Origin of the sequence: Sphaerotilus sp., from assembly GCF_013299175.1 — a bacterium.
Lineage (GTDB): Bacteria > Pseudomonadota > Gammaproteobacteria > Burkholderiales > Burkholderiaceae_C > Sphaerotilus.
The window spans coordinates 1-24,758 of sequence record NZ_JAAFKF010000060.1 but is presented as its reverse complement, the minus strand read 5'-3'; the positions used below and the strand labels follow the sequence as shown (position 1 = coordinate 24,758).

24 protein-coding genes are annotated in these 24,758 nt (G+C 66.4%); 12 read left to right on the top strand and 12 right to left on the bottom strand.

Going from position 1 to position 24,758, the window contains the following annotated elements; translation table 11 throughout:
• The 4 genes from glyS to QZW52_RS11635 all read right to left on the bottom strand — a co-directional run.
• Positions 1–1,372, bottom strand: a 1,372-nt coding sequence (gene glyS / locus QZW52_RS11650) for a glycine--tRNA ligase subunit beta (protein ID WP_293998848.1), incomplete at its 3' end; no start/stop codon positions are given.
• Between the two features lie 17 nt (positions 1,373–1,389).
• Positions 1,390–3,093 (bottom strand): AIPR family protein, encoded by a 1,704-nt coding sequence (locus tag QZW52_RS11645; protein ID WP_293998847.1) that lies wholly within the window; start codon positions 3,091–3,093, stop codon positions 1,390–1,392.
• A 14-nt stretch (positions 3,094–3,107) separates the two neighbouring features.
• A complete protein-coding gene (glyQ, locus tag QZW52_RS11640; RefSeq protein WP_293998846.1) occupies positions 3,108–4,037 on the bottom strand; it encodes a glycine--tRNA ligase subunit alpha in 930 nt (309 codons plus the stop codon).
• An 87-nt stretch (positions 4,038–4,124) separates the two neighbouring features.
• On the bottom strand, positions 4,125–4,814 hold the full coding sequence (locus QZW52_RS11635) for a nucleotidyltransferase family protein (RefSeq protein WP_293998844.1): 690 nt from the start codon (positions 4,812–4,814) through the stop codon (positions 4,125–4,127).
• A gap of 96 nt (positions 4,815–4,910) precedes the next feature.
• On the opposite strand from QZW52_RS11635, the gene tkt reads away from it, so the two are divergent.
• The gene (gene tkt, locus QZW52_RS11630; RefSeq protein WP_293998842.1) at positions 4,911–6,962 is read left to right on the top strand and encodes a transketolase; all 2,052 of its coding nucleotides are present in this window, start codon (positions 4,911–4,913) and stop codon (positions 6,960–6,962) included.
• A gap of 105 nt (positions 6,963–7,067) precedes the next feature.
• Positions 7,068–8,069 (top strand): type I glyceraldehyde-3-phosphate dehydrogenase, encoded by a 1,002-nt coding sequence (gap, locus tag QZW52_RS11625; protein ID WP_293998839.1) that lies wholly within the window; start codon positions 7,068–7,070, stop codon positions 8,067–8,069.
• A 75-nt stretch (positions 8,070–8,144) separates the two neighbouring features.
• On the opposite strand, the gene QZW52_RS11620 is transcribed toward gap, so the two are convergent.
• The 3 genes from QZW52_RS11620 to QZW52_RS11610 are packed head-to-tail and all read right to left on the bottom strand — an operon-like array spanning position 8,145 to position 10,187.
• Positions 8,145–8,870 (bottom strand): hypothetical protein, encoded by a 726-nt coding sequence (locus tag QZW52_RS11620; RefSeq protein ID WP_293998838.1) that lies wholly within the window; start codon positions 8,868–8,870, stop codon positions 8,145–8,147.
• A complete protein-coding gene (locus QZW52_RS11615; protein ID WP_293998835.1) occupies positions 8,864–9,661 on the bottom strand; it encodes a biotin--[acetyl-CoA-carboxylase] ligase in 798 nt (265 codons plus the stop codon). The genes QZW52_RS11620 and QZW52_RS11615 overlap by 7 nt, the downstream gene beginning before the upstream one ends.
• Positions 9,662–9,689: 28 nt before the next feature.
• Positions 9,690–10,187: an SET domain-containing protein gene (locus QZW52_RS11610; RefSeq protein WP_293998832.1), complete on the bottom strand. Its 498-nt coding sequence runs from the start codon at positions 10,185–10,187 to the stop codon at positions 9,690–9,692.
• 144 nt (positions 10,188–10,331) lie between these two features.
• Here QZW52_RS11610 and QZW52_RS11605 point away from each other — a divergent pair, with 144 nt between their 5' ends.
• Together QZW52_RS11605 and QZW52_RS11600 are read left to right on the top strand one after the other, a co-directional pair.
• Positions 10,332–12,953 carry a DNA topoisomerase III gene (locus QZW52_RS11605; protein WP_293998831.1) on the top strand — a complete coding sequence of 874 codons (2,622 nt, stop codon included), beginning with the start codon at positions 10,332–10,334 and terminating at the stop codon, positions 12,951–12,953.
• Between the two features lie 19 nt (positions 12,954–12,972).
• On the top strand, positions 12,973–13,959 hold the full coding sequence (locus QZW52_RS11600) for an AEC family transporter (protein ID WP_293998830.1): 987 nt from the start codon (positions 12,973–12,975) through the stop codon (positions 13,957–13,959).
• A gap of 16 nt (positions 13,960–13,975) precedes the next feature.
• Here QZW52_RS11600 and QZW52_RS11595 read toward each other — a convergent pair whose 3' ends face one another.
• On the bottom strand, positions 13,976–14,497 hold the full coding sequence (locus QZW52_RS11595) for a PIN domain-containing protein (protein WP_293998828.1): 522 nt from the start codon (positions 14,495–14,497) through the stop codon (positions 13,976–13,978).
• A gap of 110 nt (positions 14,498–14,607) precedes the next feature.
• Here QZW52_RS11595 and QZW52_RS11590 point away from each other — a divergent pair, with 110 nt between their 5' ends.
• The 3 genes from QZW52_RS11590 (at position 14,608) to QZW52_RS11580 (ending at position 16,993) form a co-directional block, all read left to right on the top strand.
• Positions 14,608–14,832: a DUF1289 domain-containing protein gene (locus QZW52_RS11590; RefSeq protein WP_293998826.1), complete on the top strand. Its 225-nt coding sequence runs from the start codon at positions 14,608–14,610 to the stop codon at positions 14,830–14,832.
• A 177-nt stretch (positions 14,833–15,009) separates the two neighbouring features.
• A complete protein-coding gene (locus QZW52_RS11585; RefSeq protein WP_293998823.1) occupies positions 15,010–16,701 on the top strand; it encodes an MFS transporter in 1,692 nt (563 codons plus the stop codon).
• Positions 16,702–16,816: 115 nt separating this feature from the next.
• Positions 16,817–16,993, top strand: a complete 177-nt coding sequence (locus QZW52_RS11580; RefSeq protein ID WP_293998820.1) for a hypothetical protein — start codon at positions 16,817–16,819, stop codon at positions 16,991–16,993.
• 18 nt (positions 16,994–17,011) lie between these two features.
• Here QZW52_RS11580 and QZW52_RS11575 read toward each other — a convergent pair whose 3' ends face one another.
• Positions 17,012–17,644 (bottom strand): response regulator, encoded by a 633-nt coding sequence (locus QZW52_RS11575; RefSeq protein WP_293998817.1) that lies wholly within the window; start codon positions 17,642–17,644, stop codon positions 17,012–17,014.
• Positions 17,641–19,056 carry a sensor histidine kinase gene (locus QZW52_RS11570; RefSeq protein ID WP_293998814.1) on the bottom strand — a complete coding sequence of 472 codons (1,416 nt, stop codon included), beginning with the start codon at positions 19,054–19,056 and terminating at the stop codon, positions 17,641–17,643. Before QZW52_RS11570 ends, QZW52_RS11575 begins: the two co-directional genes overlap by 4 nt.
• Before the next feature lie 164 nt (positions 19,057–19,220).
• On the opposite strand from QZW52_RS11570, the gene pqqA reads away from it, so the two are divergent.
• Genes pqqA through pqqE form a run of 5 tightly spaced genes read left to right on the top strand, consistent with a single transcriptional unit; the run spans position 19,221 to position 22,347 of the window.
• Positions 19,221–19,295 carry a pyrroloquinoline quinone precursor peptide PqqA gene (pqqA, locus tag QZW52_RS19220; protein WP_179636014.1) on the top strand — a complete coding sequence of 25 codons (75 nt, stop codon included), beginning with the start codon at positions 19,221–19,223 and terminating at the stop codon, positions 19,293–19,295.
• Positions 19,296–19,311: 16 nt separating this feature from the next.
• A complete protein-coding gene (pqqB, locus tag QZW52_RS11565) occupies positions 19,312–20,226 on the top strand; it encodes a pyrroloquinoline quinone biosynthesis protein PqqB (protein ID WP_293998812.1) in 915 nt (304 codons plus the stop codon).
• Positions 20,226–20,939, top strand: a complete 714-nt coding sequence (gene pqqC / locus QZW52_RS11560) for a pyrroloquinoline-quinone synthase PqqC (protein ID WP_293998810.1) — start codon at positions 20,226–20,228, stop codon at positions 20,937–20,939. The genes pqqB and pqqC overlap by 1 nt, the downstream gene beginning before the upstream one ends.
• On the top strand, positions 20,936–21,199 hold the full coding sequence (gene pqqD, locus QZW52_RS11555; protein WP_293998809.1) for a pyrroloquinoline quinone biosynthesis peptide chaperone PqqD: 264 nt from the start codon (positions 20,936–20,938) through the stop codon (positions 21,197–21,199). Before pqqC ends, pqqD begins: the two co-directional genes overlap by 4 nt.
• On the top strand, positions 21,196–22,347 hold the full coding sequence (gene pqqE / locus QZW52_RS11550; RefSeq protein WP_293998806.1) for a pyrroloquinoline quinone biosynthesis protein PqqE: 1,152 nt from the start codon (positions 21,196–21,198) through the stop codon (positions 22,345–22,347). Before pqqD ends, pqqE begins: the two co-directional genes overlap by 4 nt.
• On the opposite strand, the gene QZW52_RS11545 is transcribed toward pqqE, so the two are convergent.
• Together QZW52_RS11545 and QZW52_RS11540 are read right to left on the bottom strand one after the other, a co-directional pair.
• Positions 22,339–23,295 carry a hypothetical protein gene (locus QZW52_RS11545; protein ID WP_293998803.1) on the bottom strand — a complete coding sequence of 319 codons (957 nt, stop codon included), beginning with the start codon at positions 23,293–23,295 and terminating at the stop codon, positions 22,339–22,341. The genes pqqE and QZW52_RS11545 overlap by 9 nt on opposite strands.
• A gap of 163 nt (positions 23,296–23,458) precedes the next feature.
• Positions 23,459–24,406, bottom strand: coding sequence for an ATP-binding domain-containing protein (locus QZW52_RS11540; protein ID WP_293998800.1), 948 nt, complete (start codon positions 24,404–24,406; stop codon positions 23,459–23,461).
• Positions 24,407–24,758 lie beyond the last annotated feature (352 nt).

The following is a 24,758-nucleotide window of genomic DNA, read 5'->3' as shown; positions in this document are numbered from 1 at the left end:
GGTCCTCGATGGCGATCGCCACGCCGTCGCGCAGCCCTTCATGGCGCGCGTAGTAGCCGCCCATGATCCCCTGCAGCTCCGGGAATTCGCCCACCATGTCGGTCAGCAGGTCGGTCTTGGCCAGCAGTGCGGCCTGCTGCACCTTGCTGTCGAGCACCTTGAAGTGGTCCTCGGCGTCCACCGTGTACGGCAGCGTCGCCATGCTGAGCTGCTGCACGATGGCGTGGCCGATGGCGCGCACGCGCTCGGCGCGCTCGCCCTGGGTGCCCAGCTTGCCGTGGTAGACGACCTTGGACAGGCCCTCGACGCGCGAGGCCAGCGTCTTCTTGCGGTCCTGGTCGAAGAAGAACTTGGCGTCGGCCAGCCGCGGGCGCACGACGCGCTCGTTGCCCTGGACCACCGCGCTCGGGTCGGCCGGGCTGATGTTGCTGACGATCAGGAACTTGTGGGTGAGCTTGCCGTGGCTGTCCAGCAGCGGAAAGTATTTCTGGTTTGCCTTCATCGTCAGGATGAGGCACTCCTGCGGCACCGCCAGGAACTCGGCCTCGAACTGGCAGGTCAGCACGTTCGGCCGCTCGACCAGCGCGGTGACTTCGTCGAGCAGTGCGTCGTCGTCGATCGGCTTCAGCCCTTCCTTGGCGGCAGCGGCGGTGAGCTGGCGCACGATCTCGGCGCGGCGGGTGTCGAAGCCGGCGATCACGGCGCCTTCGGTGGCGAGCTGTTCGGCGTAGCTGTCGGCGTGGCGCAGCGTGACAGTCGGGTTCGCCGCTTCGAAGCGGTGGCCATTGGTGGTGCGGCCGGCGGTCAGGCCGAGGGTGGCGATGGGCACCACGTCATCGCCGTGCAGCGCCACCAGCCCGTGGGCTGGGCGCACGAAGTTCACGCTCGACCAGCCATCGGCGAGCTGGTAGGTCATCACCTTGGGGATGGGCAGTTTGGCGAGGGCTTCGTCCAGCGCCTTCTGCAGCCCTTCCACCAGCGTCGCGCCCGGCACGAGCGAGTCGAGGAACAGCGCCTCGGCCTTGCCATCGGGCAGGCGCTTCAGGCTCGGCACGACGGACACATCGGCCCCGATGGCGGCCAGTTTCTTCAGCAGTGCAGGGGTCGGCTGGCCATCGGCGGTCAGCGCCACGGCGACAGGCATCAGCTTCTGCTGCACGGCCTTGTCGGCGGCCTTCGCGGCCACACCGGTGACATGCACCGCGAGGCGGCGCGGCGACGCGAACGGCGTCACCACGGCGTCGGCACCGGCCAGACCGCTGGTCTTCAGCGACGCGGCCAGCGTGCCGGCGAAGGACTCGCCCAGTTTCTTCAGCGCCTTGGGCGGGAGTTCTTCGACGAAGAGTTCGACGAGGAGGTTCTGGTTGTCCATGCGCATGGTTGGTGCATTCATTTGCTGAGGCGTTGTCTCAGAGGGGCCTGGTCGAGGATTTCGATGAGATCGCCTCGGCGGAAGGTGGCAGAAAGGCGTTGCAGCGATACGGCGCCCTTGCCGTAGAGCTGGCTCAGGGCTTGCTGGATGTCTTTCTGTGCGAAGTCGGCGTAGCGGTCGCCTTTTTGCAGCAGCATTGACTTTGCCTGACTGAAATTCTGATGCGTGATCTGTTCCGGATTTTCTAGGCCCATGTCTCTCAGCAGATACTGTGCTGCACGCATGGCAAGAAAACAGGATGCATAGGCGATGAAATCTGGCGCGTTTGGTGCTGGCCTTTTTCGGCGGTTTTCTGCCAAGCGATAGACCAGCACTGCAATCACTAACTGTGACCCAGAAAGTTGCGTCGAAAAAATACGGTCGTACAGCTTGCCGAAGTGTTCCCGGGCTAGAAACTTGGCCTGATGGGGTAGTTTCCGCCAGACCGCCAGTACTGCTTCGGCGGCAACACTGCTGGTGATGTCCTCCGTGCGTGTCGCGCCGTCGGTTCTTTTGCGCCGATAAGTGTAACCCAACTCGGAAACTGAGATGTCGAGGCGGCGCTGGACCTCATCATTGGCGCGCAAGTCACGCAGATCAACTGGATTCTGACTGTTGGTCGCATAGGTGACCTTGCTGACGAAGTCGGTTCGTTCGTCTTGTAATTCGTACAGTCGCAGCAGAACGAATGCTTGGTCGAGGTGGTCCTGGCTTGCCAGATCGAGATCAGCCAGAACCCGCGCAATCGTGTTGGAGGTCTGACCTCCGTTGATGATTTGCAGACCCTCGACCCGCACCTGATAGTCCGTCCCTTGCAAGGCATTGTAGGAAAACTTCGAACAGGTCAGCGTGATCCCATTGTTGTAGAAATAAAAATGGCCGCGTTCTGCAGGATCGAGCAAGGTAGCGCGGATGCCTTCGTTGACCCGATTGCCACTTAGCCCGAGGTAACGCCGAATATTGCGTTCGAGAAGTTTCTCGCCGTGGCGTTGCACCAAGGCTGCCAGTTCCATCAATCCAATTTTTCCAACCAGGACGCGGCTGAAATCGAAATCCTCAACCAGGGCTTTTCCTGACAGGCGCAGGGTTTCGTTGACAGGCTTGGTGGACTGCATGATGCCCACCAGCGTGTCATGGTTGACATGCTCCACAGAGACCTGATCACCCAGACCAGCGCGCTGGACATGGGCCTGTGCAAGGTCAGTCCATTTCTGGCCATTGTTGCAAAGAATAATCCTTACACGGGGCAATAATCCATCCCGGACACGGGAGCGGATATCTTCCACACGAATGGCAAGGCGCTTGTTGAGTGTGATGACCGAAGCCGGGTCGAAAAGATAGCGTGCAGCAGTCAATGCTTTCTGGACGCCGTCTTCCGGAAAATTGGCTTGTCCTTCCAGCTTGCGTTTGTATTTTCCTTGGAACAAGGTGACTAGAAATTCACCGTCCTGCTCCGGCCCAATATGAAGGCCATCAACACCGAAATCGTTACCCCCTTCAGTGAGTGCATCCAATCCCTCATCCAGATCAAGATCGAGCAGCATTTGCATGACCAGCAGCACAAAGGCGGCCGAAACAGCCTTCTCATCGGACAGCGTACCCAGACACTCCTGCAACGGCTGGCGCTGCTCGGTCGCCAGTTTGTTGACACGCTGGTCAATGATGGATGCGTTGAGGTTCATGCCTGTGTGCTCAGTCAGGCTGGGGTGAGTTTGGCAAGGATCTCGTCCGCCCAGGCTTTCGGTGCCATCGGGAACCCAAGCCGCGCACGGCTGTCGAGGTAGGCGGCGGCCACGGCGCGGGCGAGGTTGCGAATGCGGCCGATGTAGGCGGCGCGTTCCGTCACCGAGATGGCACCGCGGGCGTCGAGCAGGTTGAACGTGTGCGCCGCCTTCAGCACCTGCTCATAGGCGGGCAGGGCCAGCTTCTGCGCGATCAGGTGCTGCGCGTTGCCTTCGTGCGCGCTGAACGCGGTGAGCAGGAACTCGACGTTGCTGTGCTCGAAGTTGTAGGTGCTTTGCTCGACCTCGTTCTGGTGGAACACGTCGCCGTACTTCAGGTCGGCCGCGCCGTGCGTGCCCTTGGCGTACACGAGGTCATAGACGTTCTCGACGCCCTGCAGGTACATCGCCAGCCGCTCCAGCCCGTAGGTGATCTCGCCGGTGATGGGCTTGCAGTCGATGCCGCCGACCTGCTGGAAGTAGGTGAACTGCGTCACTTCCATGCCGTTCAGCCAGACCTCCCAGCCGAGACCCCAGGCGCCTAGAGTCGGATTCTCCCAGTCGTCCTCGACGAAGCGGATGTCGTTCTTCTTCAGGTCGAAACCGAGGGTTTCCAGCGAACCCAGATACAGCTCCAGGATGTTGGCCGGCGCAGGCTTGAGTACGACCTGGTACTGGTAGTAGTGCTGCAGGCGGTTCGGGTTCTCGCCGTAGCGGCCGTCCTTGGGGCGGCGGCTGGGCTGGACGTAGGCGGCCTTCCAGGGTTCGGGGCCGAGGGCGCGCAGGAAGGTGGCGGTGTGGCTGGTGCCGGCGCCGACTTCCATGTCGTAGGGTTGCAGCAGGGCGCAGCCTTGGGCGTCCCAGTACTCTTGCAGGCGAAGAATGATTTGCTGGAAGGTCAGCATGGCGTCTGGCGGTGCGTGATGCAGGGGCAGGGGAGCCGCCTGCGGGTGGGATGGCACGGGTGGGTGCGTGACGTTTTGGCGTGGATTCTAGGCGCCCGTCGGCCCGTCACCTTGCAGCGCGGCGAGCTGGGCGGGCGTGCCGACGTTTTCCCAGGTGCCGGGCCAGTCCTGCAGCCCGATCCGCCCGGCCGCCACGCCCTCGATCAGCAGCGGCCCGAGGGCGGCCCGCCGTCCCGGCACCAGCCCCGCGCACAGCCGGGGCCGTATCAGCGCGAGGTTGGCGTAGGTGACGCGCTGGCCGGCGTGGTCGAAGTCGCCGCGGGGGTGGTAGGGCGGATTCGGCACCACCCAGAGCTGCGCGTCATGGCCTCTGGCGAGGAAGGTGTCGGCGGCTGGCGCATCGAAACGAAAGTCCGGCGCCCAGATGTCACCCGACACCACCCAGAACGCGGCGCGCCCACCTTCGCAGAGCCACGCCTGCGCGGTCGCGATGCCGCCGCCGGTTTCCAGCGCGTCGCCGAAATCGCGCCCCTCGTGCTGGTAGCGGATCGACAGCCCGAAGCGCGCACCGTCGCCGAGCACGGCGGGGAACTGGTCTTCGAGCCACGCGGTGTTGACGAGCACCTCGCGCACGCCGCCGCGGGCGAGCGCCAGCAGGTGCCACTCGATGAGCGGGCGGCCCCGCACCGGCAGCAGCGGCTTGGGCGTCGTGTCGGTCAGCGGGCGCATCCGGCTGCCACGGCCCGCAGCGAGGACGATGGCACGGAGGGGTGGCAAGGTGTTCTTCACAGGCGTCACGGGGATTGGGCGCACGCGGCGCCGTAAAATCGCCGATTCTCGCCCCTCCGATCCCTTCTTACTTCCTCTGCGTCCATGGCCGCCACACCCGCTACTACCTCCACCTCGATGGCCAACGCCATCCGCGCACTGGCCATGGACGCCGTGCAACAAGCCAACTCCGGCCACCCCGGCGCCCCGATGGGCATGGCCGACATCGGCGTGGCCCTGTGGAAGCGCCACCTCAAGCACAACCCGGCCAACCCGCAGTGGGCCGACCGCGACCGCTTCGTGCTGTCGAACGGCCACGGCTCGATGCTGGTCTACGCGCTGCTGCACCTGACCGGCTACGACCTCTCGCTGGCCGACCTGAAGGCGTTCCGCCAGATGCACAGCAAGACGCCGGGCCACCCGGAAGTCGGCGTGACCCCGGGGGTGGAAACGACGACCGGCCCGCTCGGTCAGGGCCTGACCAACGCGGTCGGCCTGGCGCTGGCCGAGAAGCTGCTGGCGGCCGAGTTCAACATCGACGGCCACACCATCGTCGATCACCGCACCTACGCCTTCATGGGCGATGGCTGCCTGATGGAGGGCATCAGCCACGAAGCCTGTGCGCTGGCGGGTGCGTGGAAGCTGAACAAGCTGATCGCGCTCTACGACGACAACGGCATCTCGATCGACGGCCAGGTCGCTCCCTGGTTCATCGACAACACGCCGCAGCGGTTTGCCGCCTACGGCTGGAACGTCATCGACGCCGTGAACGGCCATGACGTGGACGCCGTGGACGCCGCCATCGCCCAGGCCAAGCTGAGCATCGACAAGCCGACGCTGATCGTCTGCAAGACGCACATCGGCCAGGGTTCGCCGAACCGCGCCAACACCTCGAAGGCCCACGGCGAGCCGCTGGGCGCCGCCGAGATCGCGCTGACCCGCGAAGCCATCGGCTGGACCGCCGAGCCGTTCACCATCCCTGCCGACATTGCCGCCGCGTGGGACTGCCGCGCCGCGGGCGCTGCGGCGCAGGCCGAGTGGGACGAGCGTTTCGAGGCCTATGTGCGCGCCTGCCCGACGCAGGCGGTGGAGTTCGAGCGCCGCATGGTCGGCGACCTGCCGGACGCGTTTGCCGACATCGCCGTGGACACCGTCGCCGATGCCCATGACAAGGCCGAGACCGTCGCCAGCCGCAAGGCCAGCCAGCTCGCCCTGGAACACTTCACCGCGCAACTGCCCGAGATGCTGGGCGGCTCGGCCGACCTGACCGGCTCGAACCTGACCAACACCAAGAGCACGCCCGCACTGCGTTTCGACGCGGCGGGCGCCCCGGTGCGCAACGCCGAAGGCCAGCTCGGCCGCCACATCAACTACGGCGTGCGCGAGTTCGGCATGGCCGCGGTCATGAACGGCATCGCGCTGCACGGCGGCTACATCCCCTACGGCGGCACCTTCCTGACCTTCAGCGACTACAGCCGCAACGCCATCCGCATGGCCGCGCTGATGAAGCTGCGCGTCATCCACGTCTTCACCCACGACTCCATCGGCCTCGGCGAAGACGGCCCCACCCACCAGTCGATCGAGCACGCCGCCAGCCTGCGCCTGATTCCGGGCCTCGATGTCTGGCGCCCGGCCGACACCTGCGAAACCGCCGTGGCGTGGACGATGGCGCTGGCCAACCGCAACCGCCCGAGCGCGCTGCTGCTGTCGCGCCAGAACCTGCCCTACGCCCCGAAGGCCAGCGCCGATGCGATCACCAAGGGCGCCTACGTGCTGTCCGAGCCGAGCGACGCCGGCTTCAAGAAAGGCAAGAAGCCGGATGCCGTGATCGTGGCGACGGGTTCCGAGGTGCAGCTCGCGCTGGCCGCCCAGGCGGAACTCGCCAAGGACAAGATCGCTGTCCGCGTGGTCAGCATGCCCTCGACGACCGTGTTCGACCGCCAGAGCGTCGAGTACAAGTCCGACGTGCTGCCGCGCAAGGTGCCGCGCATCGCGGTCGAGATGGGCGTGACCGACTTCTGGTGGAAGTACGGCTGCGCGGCGGTCATCGGCATCGACACCTACGGCGAGTCGGCCCCGGCCGGTGTTTTGTTCAAGCACTTCGGTTTCACGACGGAGAACGTCGTCGCCACCGTGCGCAAAGTCCTCGGCGAATAAGCCCGGACGCGCGACACTCGATCGATTTGCCTGGGTTTTCCTGGGCTTTTCCAGAATTTCAGGTTTTCAGGTTTTCCGGTTTTCCATTCCCACAGGAGTTTTCCCATGACCATCAAGATTGGCATCAACGGCTTCGGCCGCATCGGCCGCATGGTGTTCCGCGCCGCGGTGCAGAACTTTGCTGACGACATCGACATCGTCGGCATCAACGACCTGCTGGAGCCGGATTACCTGGCGTACATGCTCAAGTACGACTCGGTCCATGGCCGCTTCAAGGGTGAAGTTTCGGTCGATGGCACCAGCCTGATCGTCAACGGCAAGAAGATCCGCCTGACCGCGGTCAAGAACCCGGCCGAGCTGGCCTGGGGCGACGTCGGCGCCGATGTCGTCATCGAGTCCACCGGCCTGTTCCTGACCAAGGAAACCGCCGAAGCCCACCTGAAGGCCGGTGCGAAGAAGGTCATCCTGTCGGCGCCGTCGAAGGACGACACCCCGATGTTCGTCTACGGCGTGAACGACAAGACCTACGCCGGCCAGGCCATCATCTCCAACGCCTCCTGCACGACGAACTGCCTGGCGCCGGTCGCCAAGGTGCTCAACGACACCTGGGGCATCAAGCGCGGCCTGATGACCACCGTGCATGCAGCGACCGCCACGCAGAAGACCGTGGACGGCCCGAGCAACAAGGACTGGCGCGGCGGTCGCGGCATCCTGGAAAACATCATCCCGTCGTCCACGGGCGCGGCCAAGGCCGTCGGCGTGGTGATCCCGGAGCTGAACAAGAAGCTGACCGGCATGGCTTTCCGCGTGCCGACCTCGGACGTGTCGGTGGTCGATCTGACGGTCGAGCTGAACAACCCGGCCACCTACGCCGAGATCTGCGCCGCCATGAAGGCCGCGTCCGAAGGCGCCATGAAGGGCGTGCTGGGCTACACCGAGGACAAGGTGGTGGCGACCGACTTCCGTGGCGAGCCTTGCACCTCGGTGTTCGACGCCGAAGCCGGTCTGGCGCTGGACAGCACCTTCGTGAAGGTCGTGTCCTGGTACGACAACGAGTGGGGCTACTCGAACAAGTGCCTGGAGATGGCCCGCGTCATCGCCGGCTGATCACCCGCAGCCTTCGGGCTGCTGTGGTGCAAGGACGAAGGCCCCGTACAAGGGGCCTTTTTCATGGGCGCAAACTCAGCGTTTGCAGGTCTCGAACGGGTGTCCGCTCAGTCGGGGCTTGAGTGCGGCGACCTGCTCCTGGGTGTCCGCGTCGGCCTTCTGGATGCGCACCGTGTGCAGCGCCGTCGGCTTGACCAGCGGCACGACGCGCACGTACTTGACCTTCTGCGCGGTCAGGCGGGTCTGCAGCGCCCGTGCATCGGCCTCGACGCCGTAGCGGCCGAAGAGAAAGCCCGGCAGGTACTCGTCGGGCAAGTCGTCGCGGGCTTCCTCGAAGGCGATGTCCATCCGGCGCAATTGCTCGGCGCGCTTGTCCATGATGACGCGGCTCTGGTAGGGGCCGACATAGACCATCCAGTTGCCCGGTTTCTCGCGGGTGGTGAGCTGCCACGGGCCTTCGCCGAGCGTGTTGCGCAGGGCGTTTTCGGCCATGCGCCATTCGGCGGGGGTGAAGGGGCCGGCTTCGAGGCAGAGGGTGGCTGGGGCGGCCGGGGCGGCTGCGGTGCTGGCCGATGGCGCGGGTGCCGATGCCGTGCCGCCTGGCTCCGCTGCCGCGCTGGCGGGTGCCGCTGCGCGGGGAGCGAGCACCCGCAGCGCCGTGGGATCGACCTGTGCGGTCAGCCGCTGTGGTTCGCGGTCGCCGTCGGGCGACAGGCCGAGCATGTCGGTCAGCCAGCCCTGCGTCCAGCCGTGGAACGCTGCGTTGGCCAGCACCAGGATCACCACCAAGGCTCTCAGCATGGACGCACGCTCACTTCACCGCTGTGGAGGGCATGGACGGTGCCGTGGGCGTCGCGTACCTGCAGCGAGCCGTCCACCGACAGGCCGCAGGCGACGCCGGTGACGCTGCCGGCCTGCACGGTGCGGCCGGCCAGCACATCCCGCGCGGCATAGCGGGTGCGCAGCCGCGGCGACAGGCCGTCGGTTTCGAAGGCGAGCACGGCCTCCAGCAGCGGACGGGCCACGCGGTGCAGGAGTTGCGGAGGGGTCAGCAGCGGCTCGAACTCCTGCAGACAGGCGTAGCCGGTGCGGAAGGTGTCTGCGCTGGCTTGTCCGTCCGGCAGTGGCGCCACGTTCAGGCCCGCGCCGATCACGACCCAGCGTTCACCGGGACGCAGGCCGGGCTCGGCCAGCGGCGCCACCTCGACCAGGATGCCGCCAAGCTTGCGGTCGTCGCCGCGCAGCCAGAGGTCGTTGGGCCACTTCAGGCCGGTGTGTTCGCCCAGCGCCTCGGCCAGCGCGAGACCGACCGCCAGCGACAGCCCGCTCCAGTCGGCCGGGGCCAGCCGCAGGCCGAGCGAGAAGGTCAGCGACTGGCCCGGCTGCGACCACCAGGGCCGCCCGAGCCGGCCACGTCCGGCCCGCTGGCACTCGGCCACGAGCAGGCAGGGCAGGGTGTCGCCGCGGCGCGCCCGCTCCATCAGGTGCGTGTTGGTCGAATCGGTCTCGGCCAGCACCTCGACGCTCAGGCCGGGGGCCAGCGGTTCGAGGTCTTGCCAGAGCGTTTCGGCGTCCCAGGGGAACAGGGTCATGGTGGGCGGCGGGTGGGCCGGTGTCGGGTCAGCGTTTGGGACCGAGCATCGTACCGCGGCAGTTTGGCGCCCCGCAGCGGCAGGCGTAGGCTTTCTTCAGTTTCGCCGTGTAGCGTTCATCGATCACCAGTCGGTAGTCGAAGAACAGCTCCTCGCCCGCCGCGATGTCGCGCAGCGCCCGGATGAAGATGCGCCCGCCGTCGTCCTCGGTCTCGCAGTTGGGCGCGCAGGCGTGGTTGATCCATCGCGCCGAATTGCCGCGGACACCGCCGTCGATCACATGGGTGTCATCGACGTGGAAGTAGAAGGTGTGGTTCGGGTCGGACGGATCGCGGGGGTGGCGCTGCAGAGCTTCGTCCCAGGAGATGACTTCGCCCCGGTATTCGATGATGATTTCGCCCGCCCGCAGCGCCTGGGTCGTGAACACCCCTCGCCCGTGGACCCCGGAGCGGCGCACCTGCAGGCGGCGCTGTCCGGGCTTGCGCGGGGTGACTGGCGCGGTCGAATCTGGCAGCGGTGCAGACATGGCGGTGCGAGATTGGTTAGATTGGGGTGTGGGTGTGCGCGTACCCGTGTGTGTGCGTGTACGCGTACAGGCGTATAGCCGTGGATTGTAGGGAGCACCCTGACGCAGGGTCAGGTGCCGCAGCAGCAGCAGAGTTCGAACATCATGAGCAAATCTCTCGTCATCGCCGAGAAGCCTTCCGTCGCGCAGGACATCGTCCGCGCACTGACCCCGGTGTGCGGCAAGTTCGAGAAGCACGACGACCACTTCGAGAACGACCGCTACGTGGTCACCTCCGCCGTCGGCCACCTCGTCGAGATCAAGGCGCCGGAGGAATTCGACGTCAAGCGCGGCAAGTGGAGCTTCGCCAACCTGCCGGTGGTGCCGCCGCATTTCGATCTGGCGCCCATCGACAAGGCCAAGAGCCGCCTGAGTGCGGTCGTCAAGCTGGTCAAGCGCAAGGACATCACCGACCTGGTCAACGCCTGTGACGCGGGGCGCGAGGGTGAGCTGATCTTCCGGCTGATCGAGCAGTACGCGCTCGGCAGCAAGGTCGGCACCAAGCCCGTGCAGCGCCTGTGGCTGCAGAGCATGACGCCGCAGGCCATCCGCGACGGCTTCGGCAAGCTGCGCAGCGAGGCCGACATGCGCGGTCTGGCCGACGCCGCCCGCAGCCGCAGCGAGGCCGACTGGCTCATCGGCATCAACGGCACCCGCGCCATGACCGCGTTCAACTCGCGTGACGGCGGCTTTTTCCTGACCACGGTCGGGCGGGTGCAGACGCCCACGCTGTCGATCATGGTCGAGCGCGAGGAAAAGATCCGCAAGCACGTTGCCCGCGATTACTGGGAAGTTCGCGCCGATTTCGGGGCCGATGCCGGCGTTTACGAGGGCAAGTGGTTCGACCCGAAGTTCAAGAAGGACGACGACACCGAGCGGCGCAGCGACCGCCTGTGGACCGCCGATGAAGCGAACGCGATCGCCGACGCCGTGCGCGGCAAGTCCGGCACCGTGCGCGAGGAGGCCAAGCCGAGCACGCAGGCCAGCCCGCTGCTGTACGACCTGACCACGCTGCAGCGCGAGGCCAACTCCCGCTTCGGCTTCTCGGCCAAGACGACGCTGTCGATCGCGCAGGCGCTGTACGAGAAGCACAAGGTGCTGACCTACCCGCGAACCGACGCCCGCGCGCTGCCCGAGGACTATGTCGCCGTGGCGAAGCAGACGCTCGACATGATCGCCAGCGAAGACCTGCCCGGCCCGCTGCAGGATCTCGCCACCCACGCCCGCAAGGCGCTGAAGGAGGGCTACGTCAAGCCGACGAAGCGCATCTTCGACAACACCAAGATCTCGGACCACTTCGCCATCATCCCGACGCTGCAGGCCCCGAAAAGCCTGACCGAGATCGAGGCGAAGCTCTACGACCTCGTGGTGAAACGCTTCATCGCGGTGTTCTACCCGTCGGCCGAGTTCATGGTCACGACCCGCATCACCCAGGTGAACGCGACCGTGAACGGTGCGCTCAAGGAACACCAGTTCCAGACCAACGGCAAGGTGCTGGTGAACCCGGGCTGGCTGGCGGTCTACGGCAAGGAAGCCGCGGGCGAGGACGCCAACCTCGTGGCCGTGAAGCCGGGCGAGGTCGTCACGGCCGACGCGCTGAAGATCGCCGCGCTGCGCACCAAGCCGCCCGCGCGCTACAACGAATCGACGCTGCTCAGCGCGATGGAAGGCGCCGGCAAGCTCATCGACGATGAGGAGTTCAAGGCGGCGATGCAGGAAAAGGGCCTGGGTACGCCGGCCACGCGCGCAGCCACGATCGAGGGCTTGATCACCGAGAAATACCTGCTGCGCGATGGCCGCGACCTCGTGCCGACCGCCAAGGCGTTCCAGCTCATGACGCTGCTGCGCGGGCTGGCCGTGGAAGACCTGACCAAGCCGGAGCTGACCGGCCAGTGGGAGCACCAGCTCAACCTGATGGAAAAAGGCCAGCTCAGCCGCGCCGACTTCATGCAGGGCATCGGCGACATGGCCCGGCGCGTCGTCACCAAGGCCAAGGAATACGACCGCGACACCATTCCCGGCGACTACGCGACGCTGAAGGCGCCTTGCCCGAACTGCGGCGGCGTGGTCAAGGAGAACTACCGCCGCTTCACCTGCACGGGCGCAGGCGTGGACGCGAATGCGAATGCCGAGGGCCAAGGCACCGGCTGCGGCTTCTCGATCGGCAAGATCCCCGGCGGCCGAAGCTTCGAGCTGCACGAGGCCGAAGCCTTCCTCACCGACCACCGCATCGGGCCGCTGGAAGGTTTCCGCTCCAAGGCGGGCTGGCCCTTCACCGCCGAGCTGAAGCTGGTGCGCGACGAGGAAGCCGGCAACTGGAAGCTCGAATTCGACTTCGGCGACGACGCCAAGAAGGAAGCCGAATCGGCCGAGTCGGTCGATTTCTCCGAACAGGCGTCGCTGGGCCGCTGCCCGAAGTGCGGCAGCGCGGTGCATGAACACGGCACCAACTACGTCTGCGAGCACGCGGTCGGCACCACGGCGACCTGCGATTTCAAGACCGGCAAGGTCATCCTGCAGCAACCGGTGTCGCCCGAGCAGGTGACGCTGTTGCTGACGACCGGCAAGACCGCGCTGCTCGACGGCTTCGTCTCGAACAAGACCAAGCGCAAGTTCAAGGCGTTCCTGGTCTACGACAAGAAGGAAGGCAAGGTGGTGTTCGAGTTCGAGCCGCGCGCCGCCAAGGTGCCGGCGAAGAAGGTGGCCGCCAAGAAGGCGTCCGCCTGAGCGAAGGGCGACCGCGCGCATGTCGGTCGAGCTGTTCCTGAAGCTGTGGACGCTGTTCGCCGTGGTCGGCATCGGCTTTGGTGCGGCGCGGGCCGGGCTGACGGGCGGCGCGGTCGGGTTGCGCACGCTGTCGAACATCGGGTTTCTGGTGTTCGTGCCGGGGTTGCTGTTCCGCACCACGGCCACCGTGGACCTCGTCGCGTTGCCGTGGCGGCTGGTGGCGGCGTTTTTCGTGCCGCTGCTGCTGTGGGCGCTGGGCGTGTGGGCCTGGCAGCGGTGGCGCGGGGTGTCCGGCAGCGACGATCCGGCCGCGCCCGCCGCGCGCGCGGTGACGCTGAGCTTCGGCAATTCGGTGCAGATCGGCTTGCCGTTCGCGGCGGCGCTGTTCGGCGAGGAGGGGCTGCGGCTGCATGTGGCGCTGGTCAGCCTGCACGCGCTGCTGCTGCTCAGTCCCTTCACCGTGCTGGCCGAGGCCGACCGCGCCCGTGCCGCCGCCCGCCACACCGGGGCGCTGGCGATCGGCGAGACGCTGCTGACCATCGTGCGCCAGACCTTGGTCCACCCGGTGGTGTTGCCGGTGCTGCTGGGGCTGGCGTGGAACCTGGGCGGGCTGGCGCTGCCGCAGTGGCTCGACAGCCTGCTGCAGATGCTGGGGCAGGGCGCCGTGCCGCTGTGTCTGGTGCTGATCGGCGTGTCGCTGGCGCAGTACGGGCTGGGGCCACGCTGGTCGGTGCCGCTGGGCATGGCGGTGCTCAAGCTGCTGCTGTTGCCGGGGCTGGTGGGAGCGTGCGGCGTGTGGGTATTCCACCTCGATGGGGTGCCGCTGTCGGTGCTGGTGATGGCGGCGGCCTTGCCGGTGGGCAGCAACGCGCTGCTGTTCGCCCAGCGTTACCAGGTGCTCGAAGGGGAAACGAGCGCCGTCATCGTGCTGTCCACGGCCGGGTTCGCGTTGACGGCGCCGCTGTGGCTGGCGGTGCTGGCGTGGTGGCGCGCGGCGGGCGGGTGAAGCCCCTGCGGGTCGGTCAGCGCCGCTGGCGTGTCGGCGAGCGCAGCGGGACCGGATCGATCGGCGACCCGCGCAGCAGGTGCAGGAACGGCTCCAGGGCCAGCACCGCGAACGGCAGCCGCTCGGCCATGGCCAGCAGCGACGGGTCACTGGTCACCAGCACATGGGCCTGACCGGCCATCGCCAACTGCACGAAGGCCAGCCCGGCTGGCCCCACCTCCGCGGGGTTCGCCCCCGACGCCACCCGCACCTTGAGCACATAGGGCAGGTACTCGCCCAGCATCTGCTGCTGCTCGGCCAGGGTGAAACCGAGCTGGGACTGGCCGAGGTGGTGGGCCAGGGCGAACAGCGTCTGGTGGCACACCATGGGGCGGCAGAACCCTTGGCGCCACGCCCGCCGCAGCCGCCCCGCCGTTGACCCGCCGAACACCAGCGCCGACGCCACGACCACCGTGTCCAGCACGACGCGTGGCGGGTGGCCATTCAGGTCGAGCACGGGCGCGGGCGGGTGGTGGGGGGAGAGGTACAGAGGAGGCATGCAGTGGCGATGATGGCCGGGTGTCTGTCCAACCGGAACCCTGGGTCGGCCTTCAATCCAGGGGCTTGTGCGAACATGCCTGGGTTTTAGCTGCATTTCAGGGCATCTACATGGAACCTCTTGCACCCGATCACCCCGTGAACCGTCCGCCCAGTCCCTGTGTCAACCTCTGCCGGATGGACCCGTGTACTGGCTGGTGCCAAGGGTGTGCCCGCACGATCGCGGAGATCACGGCCTGGTCCAAGCTGTCGGCCGCTGAGCGCGAGCCCATCTGGGCGGCGCTGCCAAGTCGCCGATCCACCACGAAAAAGAGCCATCCTCTCGGACAGGATTAACCCTAGTCGAGTGATCAATTCCGGATCATTTTCGTATGGTGAAATAAAACGTGCGGGTTGCTCTTGATTTTGTAAGGCTCTGTTGGTTATTCGTCAGGTAGTGGTCAGACGGTGGTTCGACAGTGATTCCATGCGCCGTGGTCGCGGCGCTGATTTTCTGGTCGAGGAGACAAACACATGTCCAGCATTCCCGCGAACGCTCGGGCCACCGATTCAACGATGACAGCAGAGGAGCGGAAGGTCATCTTCGCTTCTTCGCTGGGCACGGTGTTCGAGTGGTACGACTTTTACCTGTACGGATCGCTCGCCGCGATCATCGCCAAGCAGTTCTTCAGCGGACTCGATCCGTCGGCTGCGTTCATCTTCGCGCTGCTGGCCTTCGCCGCTGGCTTCATCGTGCGGCCGTTCGGTGCGCTGGTGTTCGGTCGCCTCGGCGACATGATCGGCCGGAAGTACACCTTCCTGGTCACGATCCTGATCATGGGTCTGGCGACGTTCATCGTCGGCGTGCTGCCCAACTACGCTTCGATCGGTGTCGCCGCGCCGGTGATCCTGATCTCGCTGCGCATGCTGCAAGGTCTGGCACTCGGCGGTGAATACGGCGGTGCGGCCACCTACGTGGCCGAACACGCCCCGCACGGTCGCCGCGGCGCCTACACCGCGTGGATCCAGACCACCGCGACGCTGGGCCTGTTCCTGTCGCTGATGGTGATCCTGGGCACCCGCTCCGCCATCGGTGAAGAAGCCTTCGCCGACTGGGGCTGGCGCGTGCCGTTCATCGTGTCGATCCTGCTGCTGGCCATCAGCGTCTGGATTCGCCTGTCGATGAACGAATCGCCCGCCTTCAAGAAGATGAAGGAAGAGGGCAAGACCTCCAAGGCGCCGCTGTCCGAGTCCTTCGGCCAGTGGAAGAACCTGAAGATCGTGCTGCTGGCGCTGTTCGGCCTCGTCGCCGGTCAAGCGGTGGTCTGGTACACGGGGCAGTTCTATGCGCTGTTCTTCCTGACCAGTGTCCTGAAGGTGGACGGCCCGACCGCCAACATCCTGGTCGCCGCGTCGCTGATCATCGGCACGCCGTTCTTCGTCGTCTTCGGCACCCTGTCGGACAAGATCGGCCGCAAGCCGATCATCATGGCCGGCCTGCTGCTGGCGGTGCTGAGCTTCTTCCCGCTGTTCAAGGCGCTGACCGAAGCCGCCAACCCGGACCTCGCCAAGGCGCAAGCCACCGCGCAGATCTCCGTGAAGGCCGACCCGGCTACCTGCTCGTTCCAGGGCAGCCCGGTGGCGCGTGAAGTGGACTTCACCAACCCCTGCGACATCGCCAAGCGTTCGCTGGCCCAGAACTCGGCCAGCTACACGAACGAAGCGGTCGCCGCGGGCACGCCCACGGTCATCAAGATCGGCGACAAGGAAATCGTGCCCCCGACCGGCGTGCTGCTGGCCGGTGGCCACAAGTTCGACGAAGCATCGGGCAAGGCGATTGGCGCGTTCAAGAAGGAAGTCGCTGCGGCGCTGAAGGAAGCTGGCTACCCCGCCAAGGCGGACCCCGCCAAGATGGACAAGGTCAAGATCGTCCTGATCCTGGCCGTGCTGGTGCTCTTCGTCACGATGGTCTACGGCCCGATCGCGGCGATGCTGGTCGAGATGTTCCCGACCCGCATCCGCTACACCTCGATGTCCCTGCCGTACCACATCGGCAACGGCTGGTTCGGTGGCCTGATGCCGACGATCGCCTTCGCGATGGTCGCCCAGAACGGCAACATGTACTACGGCCTGTGGTACCCCATCACGATCGCCGCCATCACCTTCGTGATCGGCATGCTGTTCGTGAAGGAAACCAAGGACACCGACATCTACGCCGGTGACTGATCGGCTGGCATCGGCTGACGTTCGGCTGATGTGACAAGGCGCCCCGCAAGGGGCGCCTTGTTCGTTTGTCGGGCGGACCTTACCCTGTTCTTACCCACCCCAAGGAGTTGACACCATGTGGAAAATTGTTCTGGCCTTCATCGCCTTCGCCGCCCTCGCCATGTTCATCCTGATGAAGAGCGGTGGTGACATCGACATGAGCGGCGAGAAGCATGGCACCGAGAGCCACGAGCCGGCCGCCAGCGCCGCGGCACCCGCCGCCAGCGCAGCCGCGTCGGCCGCATCGAACTGAACCGCGGGGACGGGCGCCTCAGGCTTCGATCAGCCCCCAGCGCAGCGCCAGCAGCGTCAGCTCCGCCTGGTTGGCCGCTTCGAGTTTCTGCTTGACGTGGTACAGGTGGGTGCCGACGGTGCTGGCCGAGAGCTTCAGGTCGCCCGCGATGTCCTGCACCGAGCGACCGCGGGCGAGCTGCACGAAGACCTCGAATTCCCGCGACGACAGCCGATCCGCCGGGTTGTCGCTGCCGTCGATGGCGGCCAGGGCGAGCTGGCGCGCGATGTCCGCATCCAGCCAGCGCCGCCCCGACGCCAGGGACCGGATCGCCTCCGGCAGGTTCTCCGGCGCGCTGCGTTTGGAGAGGAACCCCATCGCCCCCGCGTCCAGCGCCCGCCGCGCGTGGGCGCTGTCGTCGTGGGCCGACAGCATGAGCAGCTTGAGCGCGCCGTCGCGGGCACGCAGCCGCCGCAGCGTCTCCAGCCCGCCCATGCCCGGCATCGAGATGTCGAGCACCACGACATCCGGCGCCGCCGCCACCACGCCCAGCAGCGCCTGCTCCCCACTGTCGGCCTCGCCCGTCACCTGCAGATCGGCACACTCGGCCAACAGCATCCGAAAGCCCATGCGGACCAGTGCGTGGTCGTCCACCAGCATCACGCGGATCATGTCGTTTCTCCCTGTGCTTCCTGGGCATCTTGTGGTCCGGCCATCGGCAACCACGCCTGCACGCGCGTGCCGCCTTCGGGGCGCCGCTGCACGCTCAGCCGTCCGCCCAGCGTGGCGGCCCGTTCGCGCAGTCCGCGCAGGCCGTAGTGTCCGCGGCGCGCCCAGTCGTCGGGCAGGCCGGCGCCGTCGTCCTCGACCGTGAGCTGCAGCGCGGTCGGATCGGCTTCGGCGCAGATCCGCACCCGCGTGCCGCCGCTGTGGCGCAGCGCGTTGGTCAGCGCCTCCTGCGCGACGCGGTAGGCGGCGCGGGCGGGTTCGACCGGGAGCGACTGGCTCTGCTCCAGGCCATGCAGGTGCAGTTCCAGCACCATGTCGCCATAGCGGCTGCGCGAGGCATCGACCAGCTCGGTCAGCGCGTCCGCCAGCCCCAGATCGTCCAGCGCGGGCGGTGCGAGCCGCGGGATCAGGCCGTGCATCGCCTCGTAGAGCCGCGCAGCCTCGTCGGCGATCATGCCGCTGGCCTGTGCGCTGGTGGCGTCACGGTCGCCGAGCCGGGTCTGCACCGTGCGCGCCAGCGAGCGGATGGCCGTGACCGACTGGGCGAACTCGTCGTGCAGCTCGCGGGCGATGGCGCGGCGTTCGGCGTCGGTGTGCGCCTCCAGGCGGCGGGCGAATTCGCGGCTCTCCCGCAGCGTGCGCTCGGCCTCGAAGGCGCGGATGCGGGCGTCGATCTCCGCCTCGATCGCCTCGGCCAGCCGGTTCACGGCCTGGCCGATCACCGCTGCCTCGCGTCCGGGCAAGGGCGGCAGCCGGGCGGTGTACTCGCCTTGCTGCAGCCGGGTCAGCCCGTGGACGATGGTCGGCAGTGGCCGCAGCGCCCGTCCGACCCCCCAGAACACGGCCACGTTCAGCAGCAGCAGCACCGCCGCCCCCGTGCCAGCCAGCACGACGAACTCGTCCCAGCCGTCGAGGATGGCGCGCGAAGGTTCGGCCTCGATGGTGAGACGGCCCCCCGACATCTGGATCACCTGCCGCTGCAGCGGCGGCGACACGAGCGCGGAGTACCAGTCCGGTGCATAACGGCCCTGCTTGTAGGTCGCCAGCGGGGAGGTGAACAGCACCCGCCCGTCCTCCGACTCGAAACGGATGTCGTTGGCTCGGACCCGGCCGAGCTGCGACAGGAACTGCACCAGCGCCTGCGGCCCCGCGCTGGCGTAGACCCAGCTCACCCGCTGCAGCAACTGCGCGGCCACGCGGTTGCCGGCGGTGATCTCCTCGCGCACGCTGCGGCGGGTGGCGTCGATCTGCAGCGCGATGACCGCCACGACGAACAGGCCCATCAGCGCAGCGACGATCAGGTGGATCTGCAGCCGCAGGCTCGGGCTGCGCGGGGGCGGGAGGCGAAACGTCATGGGGGCATTGTCGGGTCCGGGCTGGCCGCTGCAAGCCGACCGTGGTGTTTCATGAAAATCATGAGGTCCGGCTCATTCCTGTGGCGACGACAGCCGCGGCGGACACCACGACACTGCAGGCTCCAACCCGCAACCAACCCCTTACCCCTTGAAGGAGTTCCCCGATGACCTGGCAAACCCCCACCGCCTGCGACTTCCGTTTCGGCTTCGAAATCACGATGTACGTCGCCGCCCGCTGAGCTGCAGGACGACACCATGAAACTGCGGGTGCTCGGCTCGGCCGCAGGTGGCGGTTTCCCCCAGTGGAACTGCAACTGCGCGCAATGCACCGCCGTCCGGGCGGGATCTCCCAGCCACCGCGCCCGCACCCAGTCGTCCGTCGCCGTCGGCGGCCCGGACGACTGGCTGCTGGTCAACGCTTCTCCCGACATCCTCACCCAGTTGCAGCGCAGCCCCGCGCTGCAGCCGGCGCGTGCCGTGCGCGACACGGGCATCGCGGCGGTGCTGCTCTGCGATGGGCAGGTCGATCACAGCACCGGCCTGTACATGCTGCGCGAACGCGGTGCCCCGCTGCCACTGTGGACCACGCGGCCCGCCTTCGACGACCTCAGCATCGGCAACCCGATCCTGCGCGTGCTGTCGCACTACTGCGGCGTGGCGTGGAACGAACTGCCGATCGACGGCACCGCGTTCACCATCCCCGGCGTGTCCGGCCTGCGCCTCACCGCCATGCCGCTCTACAGCAAACCCGCGCCGTACTCGCCGCACCGTGAATGCTGTGTCCCCGGCGACAACATCGGCCTCGTGTTCGAGAACGTCGCCACCGGCCGCCGCGTGTTCTACGCCCCAGGACTCGGCGAGATCAGTGTGGCGGTCTGGGACGCCATGGCCACCGCCGACGTGGTGCTGGTGGACGGCACCTTCTGGACCGACGACGAGATGATCCGCCTGGGTTTCTCGAAGAAGACCGCCCGCGACATCGGCCACCTGCCGCAGTCCGGTGCGGGCGGGATGCTCGGCTGGCTGGGCCGGCTGCCGGCGACGACGCGCAAGCTGCTCATCCACATCAACAACACCAACCCGATCCTCGACGAAGCCTCGCCCGAGCGGCAGCAGGTCGAGGCGGCTGGTGTCGAAGTCAGCTTCGACGGGCTGGAGATCGAATTCTGATGTCGCCTTTTGAAGCCCGTCTGCGCGACCAGGGCCGCGCATACCACATCCACCACCCGTTCAACGTCATGCTGAACACGGGCAAGGCCACGCCCGAACAGATCCGCGGCTGGGTGGCGAACCGCTTCTGCTACCAGACGGCGATTCCCGTGAAGGACGCGGCCGTGCTGTCGAACTGTCCTGACCGGCTGGTGCGGCGGGAGTGGATCCAGCGCATCCTCGACCACGACGGCTTCGAGATCACCGGGACGGATGGCGCATTGGTGCGCGACCCTGGCGGCATCGAGGCGTGGCTGCGGCTTGGCGAGGCGGTCGGGCTGACACGCGAGGAAGTGCTGGATGGCCGGCACGTCATTCCGGCGGTGCGCTTCGCGGTCGATGCGTATGTCAACTTCGCGCGCCGGGCGCCGTGGCAGGAGGCGGTGTGCTCCTCGCTGACCGAGCTGTTCGCGCCCGAGATCCACAAGCAGCGGCTCGCGACCTGGCCCGCGCACTACGGCTGGATCGACCCCGCCGGGCTGGCCTACTTCCGTAACCGCGTCAGCCAGGCGCGGCGCGACGTGGAGCAAGGGCTGGCCGTCACGCTCGACCATTTCCGCACGCCCGAGCAGCAGGACCGCGCCGTGCAGATCCTGCGCTTCAAGCTCGACATCCTGTGGGCGATGAACGACGCGATGGCGCTGCGCTATGGGGTGCAAGGGGTGACGCCGTGAGCGCCGCCAAGCCCCGCGTGGCCCGTGGCTTCCGGCTGCAGTGGGAAGAAGTGCAGGGCTGCCACGTCCTGCTCTACCCCGAAGGCATGGTCAAGCTCAACCGCAGCGCAGGCGAGATCCTGACGCGCTGCACCGGCACGGCCACCGTCGCCGAGATCGTGGCGGACCTGGAAACCGCATTCGGCGCCTCGAACCTGCAAGGCGATGTCGACAGCTTCCTCGACATGGCGCGCCAGCAACGCTGGGTGGACGCGGCATGACCACGCTGCCGCTGACGCCGGTCACTCCAGCGATCGGCCCGCCGCTGTGGCTGCTGGCGGAAGTCACCTACCGCTGCCCGCTGCACTGCGTGTTCTGCTTCAACCCGGTCGATTTTGCGAAGACCGAGCGGACGGACGAACTCCCCACCGCCGATTGGCTGCGGGTGCTGCGCGAGGCGCGGGCGCTGGGTGCGGTGCAGTGCGGCTTCTCGGGCGGCGAGCCGCTGATGCGCGACGACCTGGAAGAGCTGGTCGCCGAGGCGCACCGGCTGGGCTACTACACCAACCTGCTCACGTCCGGCGTCGGTCTGACCAAGGAGCGGGCGGTGGCGCTGAAGGCGGCGGGGCTGGACCATGTGCAGCTCAGTTTCCAGGACTCGACCCGCGAGCTGAACGACTTCCTCAGCCACACCAAGACCTTCCAGCTCAAGCAGGAGGTGGGCGAGACCATCAAGGCGCTCGGCTGGCCGATGGTGATGAACGTGGTGATCCACCGCCTCAACATCGACCACATCGACCGCATCATCGCGATGGCCGACGCGCTCGGCGCCGAGTACCTGGAGCTGGCGAACTCGCAGTACTACTCCTGGGCGCACCTGAACCGCGACCACCTGCTGCCCACCAGCGAGCAGATCCGCCGCGCCGAGGTGATCACCGACGCATGGCGCGTCAAGGTGGCCGACCGGATGAAGCTGTTCTTCGTCGCCCCGGACTACCACGAGGGCCAGCCGAAGAAGTGCATGAACGGCTGGGGCAACATCTTCCTGACGATCTCGCCGGACGGCACCGCGTTGCCGTGTCACACCGCGAAGATGCTGCCGGGCCTGGCCTTTCCGAACGTGCGCGAGCACGACATCCGCTCGATCTGGCAGGACAGCGAAGGCTTCAACCGCTACCGGGGCACGGGCTGGATGAAGGGGCCGTGTGTCACCTGTCCGGACAAGGAGAAGGATCTCGGCGGTTGCCGCTGTCAGGCGTTTTTGCTGGCGGGGGATGCGGCTGCCGCCGATCCGGTGTGCCCGAAGAGCGAGCGGTATGGGGTCGTGCAGGCGGCGGTGGCGGCGGCGGATGCGGGGGTGGTACCCGAGCATCCGCTGGTGTTCCGGGACCGCCGGTCCTCGCTCATGCTCGCCCAGGAATCACCGTAGCTTCAAGCTCTGGGCGACCGCGAGCGCGAGCCTGCGCAGGTTCATCATGGAGATGGCCCGCATTTTTTTTCTGTACAGCCCCAAGAAACTCGTCAGTTGATCGAAATCTTGTTCCGCGATATCGGAGATGAGCTTCTTGTCAGATGGTAAATGCAACAGGAAGCAGCTCTTGTAGTAAGCGAAAGATTTTTGCGGATGCAGCACCCGGATACTCCAGTATCTTCCGATGATGCCCAGCGTGCCTGCGTCTGCAATATAGAGTCCACTCCGCCGCAGACTCTCGATGGCCGCGGAAGTGACCGCTTCATCGCCCACATGGTGCAGGGTTTCGACGTTGGTGATGTAGTTCCCATAAAGTCGATCGATCTCCATCACCAGACTGTGGAAAAACGCCGCAGTGCCCGCCAGGAATTCTCCGCCCGACCAGCGGCCTTCGCTTTTTATTTTCCCGATGGTGGTGAGGTCGCGAATGATGACGTCATGCCCGTAAGCGGGAATCACCTGGTCTGAGATGTCGTAGCTGATGGGGATTCCCGCCTCGACAAGGTGTTGAAGGCATTGCGGAAATTTGTTGATGCAGACGACATCCAGGTCGCAGAAAACCGAGTAACAGTTGCTGAGCGATGCCAGGTATCGGAGTGCGTCGAATTTGAAATGTGCCGAATAGAACTTGATCCCTGATGGCACACTGGTCATGAAAGGTATTTCCAGTATGTCCAGCGCGTCTGGAGAATTTTTTCTTTGCTGGACCAGTGGGTAGGAATCGACCAGCTTTTTGTTGTTGGTCAGCAGGGTGAATTTCTTGCCCTGGAGTGCCAATGTTTTCGAGAGAACGATGGCATTGTTGATGTAGATGGAAACCTGTTCGCTGAATGTTTTGGTCGAAAGATTCATGGCGGATTTCTCGCCATCGCTGAGATGCAGCAAGCCAAAAAAACGGGTGTCCATCATAGGGTGCCTTTGAATTGAGATTTAAATGGTATGGCGGCCAGTATTGCCGCCAGCTTTTTATTCTAGGGCAATTCCACCAGGGGTCGAATTTCCTTTTCTCCGTGAGATAGGGCAGTGCAAAAAAATACCGCGATCCGCCGGTAGCGCCGGTGTGCCGAGTTCAGATGCCTGCGCCTTCCAAGGCCAGCAGGAACAGCGCCGCCCGCGCCCGGCTCGCACCGACATACAGCCACTCCGGGTGCTGCCCCGCCTTGCGGTCGAGTCCGGCGACGATCACTACATCCGCCTCCAGCCCCTTGAAGCCCTGGATCGTGCCGATGCGCACCTGCCCCGGCACGGCGTGTACCACGTCGAGGTTGACCACCACTTCGTCCAGCCCCGCCGCCCAGCCTGAAGTCGCGTTGGTGTGGCGGTACGGCGCGAGGATGACGACCTGCTCCGGGCGCAGTCCGTCGCGCTTCAGCAGCGTGCGCAACACCTGCCGCAACTGGCCCGCCATCTCGGCAAAGTCGCGGCTGAGCTGTGTCTGCGGCGCCGGGCCGTGTTCGACGCGGAACTCGGTCGGCACCACGCATTGCCCGAGCAAGGCCGCCCGCTCGCCGATGGGGCGGGCATTGCGCAGGTTGGCCTCCAGCACCAGCGGCTCGGCGGCAAACGGCGGCTCCCACTGCGCCTGCGCCCGGAACACCGACTGCCGGCGGTCGAAGAAGCAGTACCACGCGAAGTCCGGCGCCCCCAGCGTCTCCAGCGCCACCCACCACGTCGGCGAGAAATCGGCCGCCTCGTCCACGATCAGCGTGTCGAAGCGGAGACCGAGCAACTCGGCCGCGTTCAGCAGCAGTTCGGCGCAGTCCTCGTTGAAGAACTGGCGCCGTGCCGCGTCGTCGGTCGGCACGTTGAAGCCCAGCCCGGATTGCTCCGCCAGCAGCTTCACCAGCTCGTGGAAGTTGCACACCGTCAGGCCCGGCACGCCGTCGAGCTGCGCCGACAGGTGCGACGCCAGCGCCCGGTTGAAGCAGGTGAGCAGGACGGATTTGCCCTGCGCCGCGTGTGCGCGGGCCAGCATCGTCTTGCCCGAGCCGGCGCCGCCCTCGACCAGCAGGCGCAATTGCGGGTACGTATTCAGCCCCCCGGTATTGACAGCCCGAATACCCGCCCGCCCCGTCGATTCGGACGTGGCGTGAGTTCGATGGTTACCTGACGGTTGCCGGGCTGAGACCCTGGCGGCGCGCTCAGCCCGAGGGCACCAGCGAGGGCACTGCGCTACCCGCGAAGTGCGCCTGCAGCGCCTGTCGCAGATACGTCAGCGCATCGCGGCCTTGGCGCTTGCAACTCCAGGGCGATCGCATCTAAATTCTGACCATCCCCAAGACCGTCTCCAGGTAGTCCAGATCCCACCCGGCGGTGCGCCGCTTGCCCTGAATGCCTAGCTTGAGGGTCTTGTCTTGCTTGATTTGCGT

Coding starts and splice junctions, on each gene's coding strand:
- QZW52_RS11645 (WP_293998847.1), bottom strand. CDS start 3,093: ATGAACCTCAACGCATCCATCATTGACCAGCGTGTCAACAAACTGGCG.
- glyQ (WP_293998846.1), bottom strand. CDS start 4,037: ATGCTGACCTTCCAGCAAATCATTCTTCGCCTGCAAGAGTACTGGGAC.
- tkt (WP_293998842.1), top strand. CDS start 4,911: ATGGCCGCCACACCCGCTACTACCTCCACCTCGATGGCCAACGCCATC.
- gap (WP_293998839.1), top strand. CDS start 7,068: ATGACCATCAAGATTGGCATCAACGGCTTCGGCCGCATCGGCCGCATG.
- QZW52_RS11620 (WP_293998838.1), bottom strand. CDS start 8,870: ATGCTGAGAGCCTTGGTGGTGATCCTGGTGCTGGCCAACGCAGCGTTC.
- QZW52_RS11615 (WP_293998835.1), bottom strand. CDS start 9,661: ATGACCCTGTTCCCCTGGGACGCCGAAACGCTCTGGCAAGACCTCGAA.
- QZW52_RS11610 (WP_293998832.1), bottom strand. CDS start 10,187: ATGTCTGCACCGCTGCCAGATTCGACCGCGCCAGTCACCCCGCGCAAG.
- QZW52_RS11605 (WP_293998831.1), top strand. CDS start 10,332: ATGAGCAAATCTCTCGTCATCGCCGAGAAGCCTTCCGTCGCGCAGGAC.
- QZW52_RS11600 (WP_293998830.1), top strand. CDS start 12,973: ATGTCGGTCGAGCTGTTCCTGAAGCTGTGGACGCTGTTCGCCGTGGTC.
- QZW52_RS11595 (WP_293998828.1), bottom strand. CDS start 14,497: ATGCCTCCTCTGTACCTCTCCCCCCACCACCCGCCCGCGCCCGTGCTC.
- QZW52_RS11590 (WP_293998826.1), top strand. CDS start 14,608: ATGGAACCTCTTGCACCCGATCACCCCGTGAACCGTCCGCCCAGTCCC.
- QZW52_RS11585 (WP_293998823.1), top strand. CDS start 15,010: ATGTCCAGCATTCCCGCGAACGCTCGGGCCACCGATTCAACGATGACA.
- QZW52_RS11580 (WP_293998820.1), top strand. CDS start 16,817: ATGTGGAAAATTGTTCTGGCCTTCATCGCCTTCGCCGCCCTCGCCATG.
- QZW52_RS11575 (WP_293998817.1), bottom strand. CDS start 17,644: ATGATCCGCGTGATGCTGGTGGACGACCACGCACTGGTCCGCATGGGC.
- QZW52_RS11570 (WP_293998814.1), bottom strand. CDS start 19,056: ATGACGTTTCGCCTCCCGCCCCCGCGCAGCCCGAGCCTGCGGCTGCAG.
- pqqB (WP_293998812.1), top strand. CDS start 19,312: ATGAAACTGCGGGTGCTCGGCTCGGCCGCAGGTGGCGGTTTCCCCCAG.
- pqqC (WP_293998810.1), top strand. CDS start 20,226: ATGTCGCCTTTTGAAGCCCGTCTGCGCGACCAGGGCCGCGCATACCAC.
- pqqE (WP_293998806.1), top strand. CDS start 21,196: ATGACCACGCTGCCGCTGACGCCGGTCACTCCAGCGATCGGCCCGCCG.
- QZW52_RS11545 (WP_293998803.1), bottom strand. CDS start 23,295: ATGGACACCCGTTTTTTTGGCTTGCTGCATCTCAGCGATGGCGAGAAA.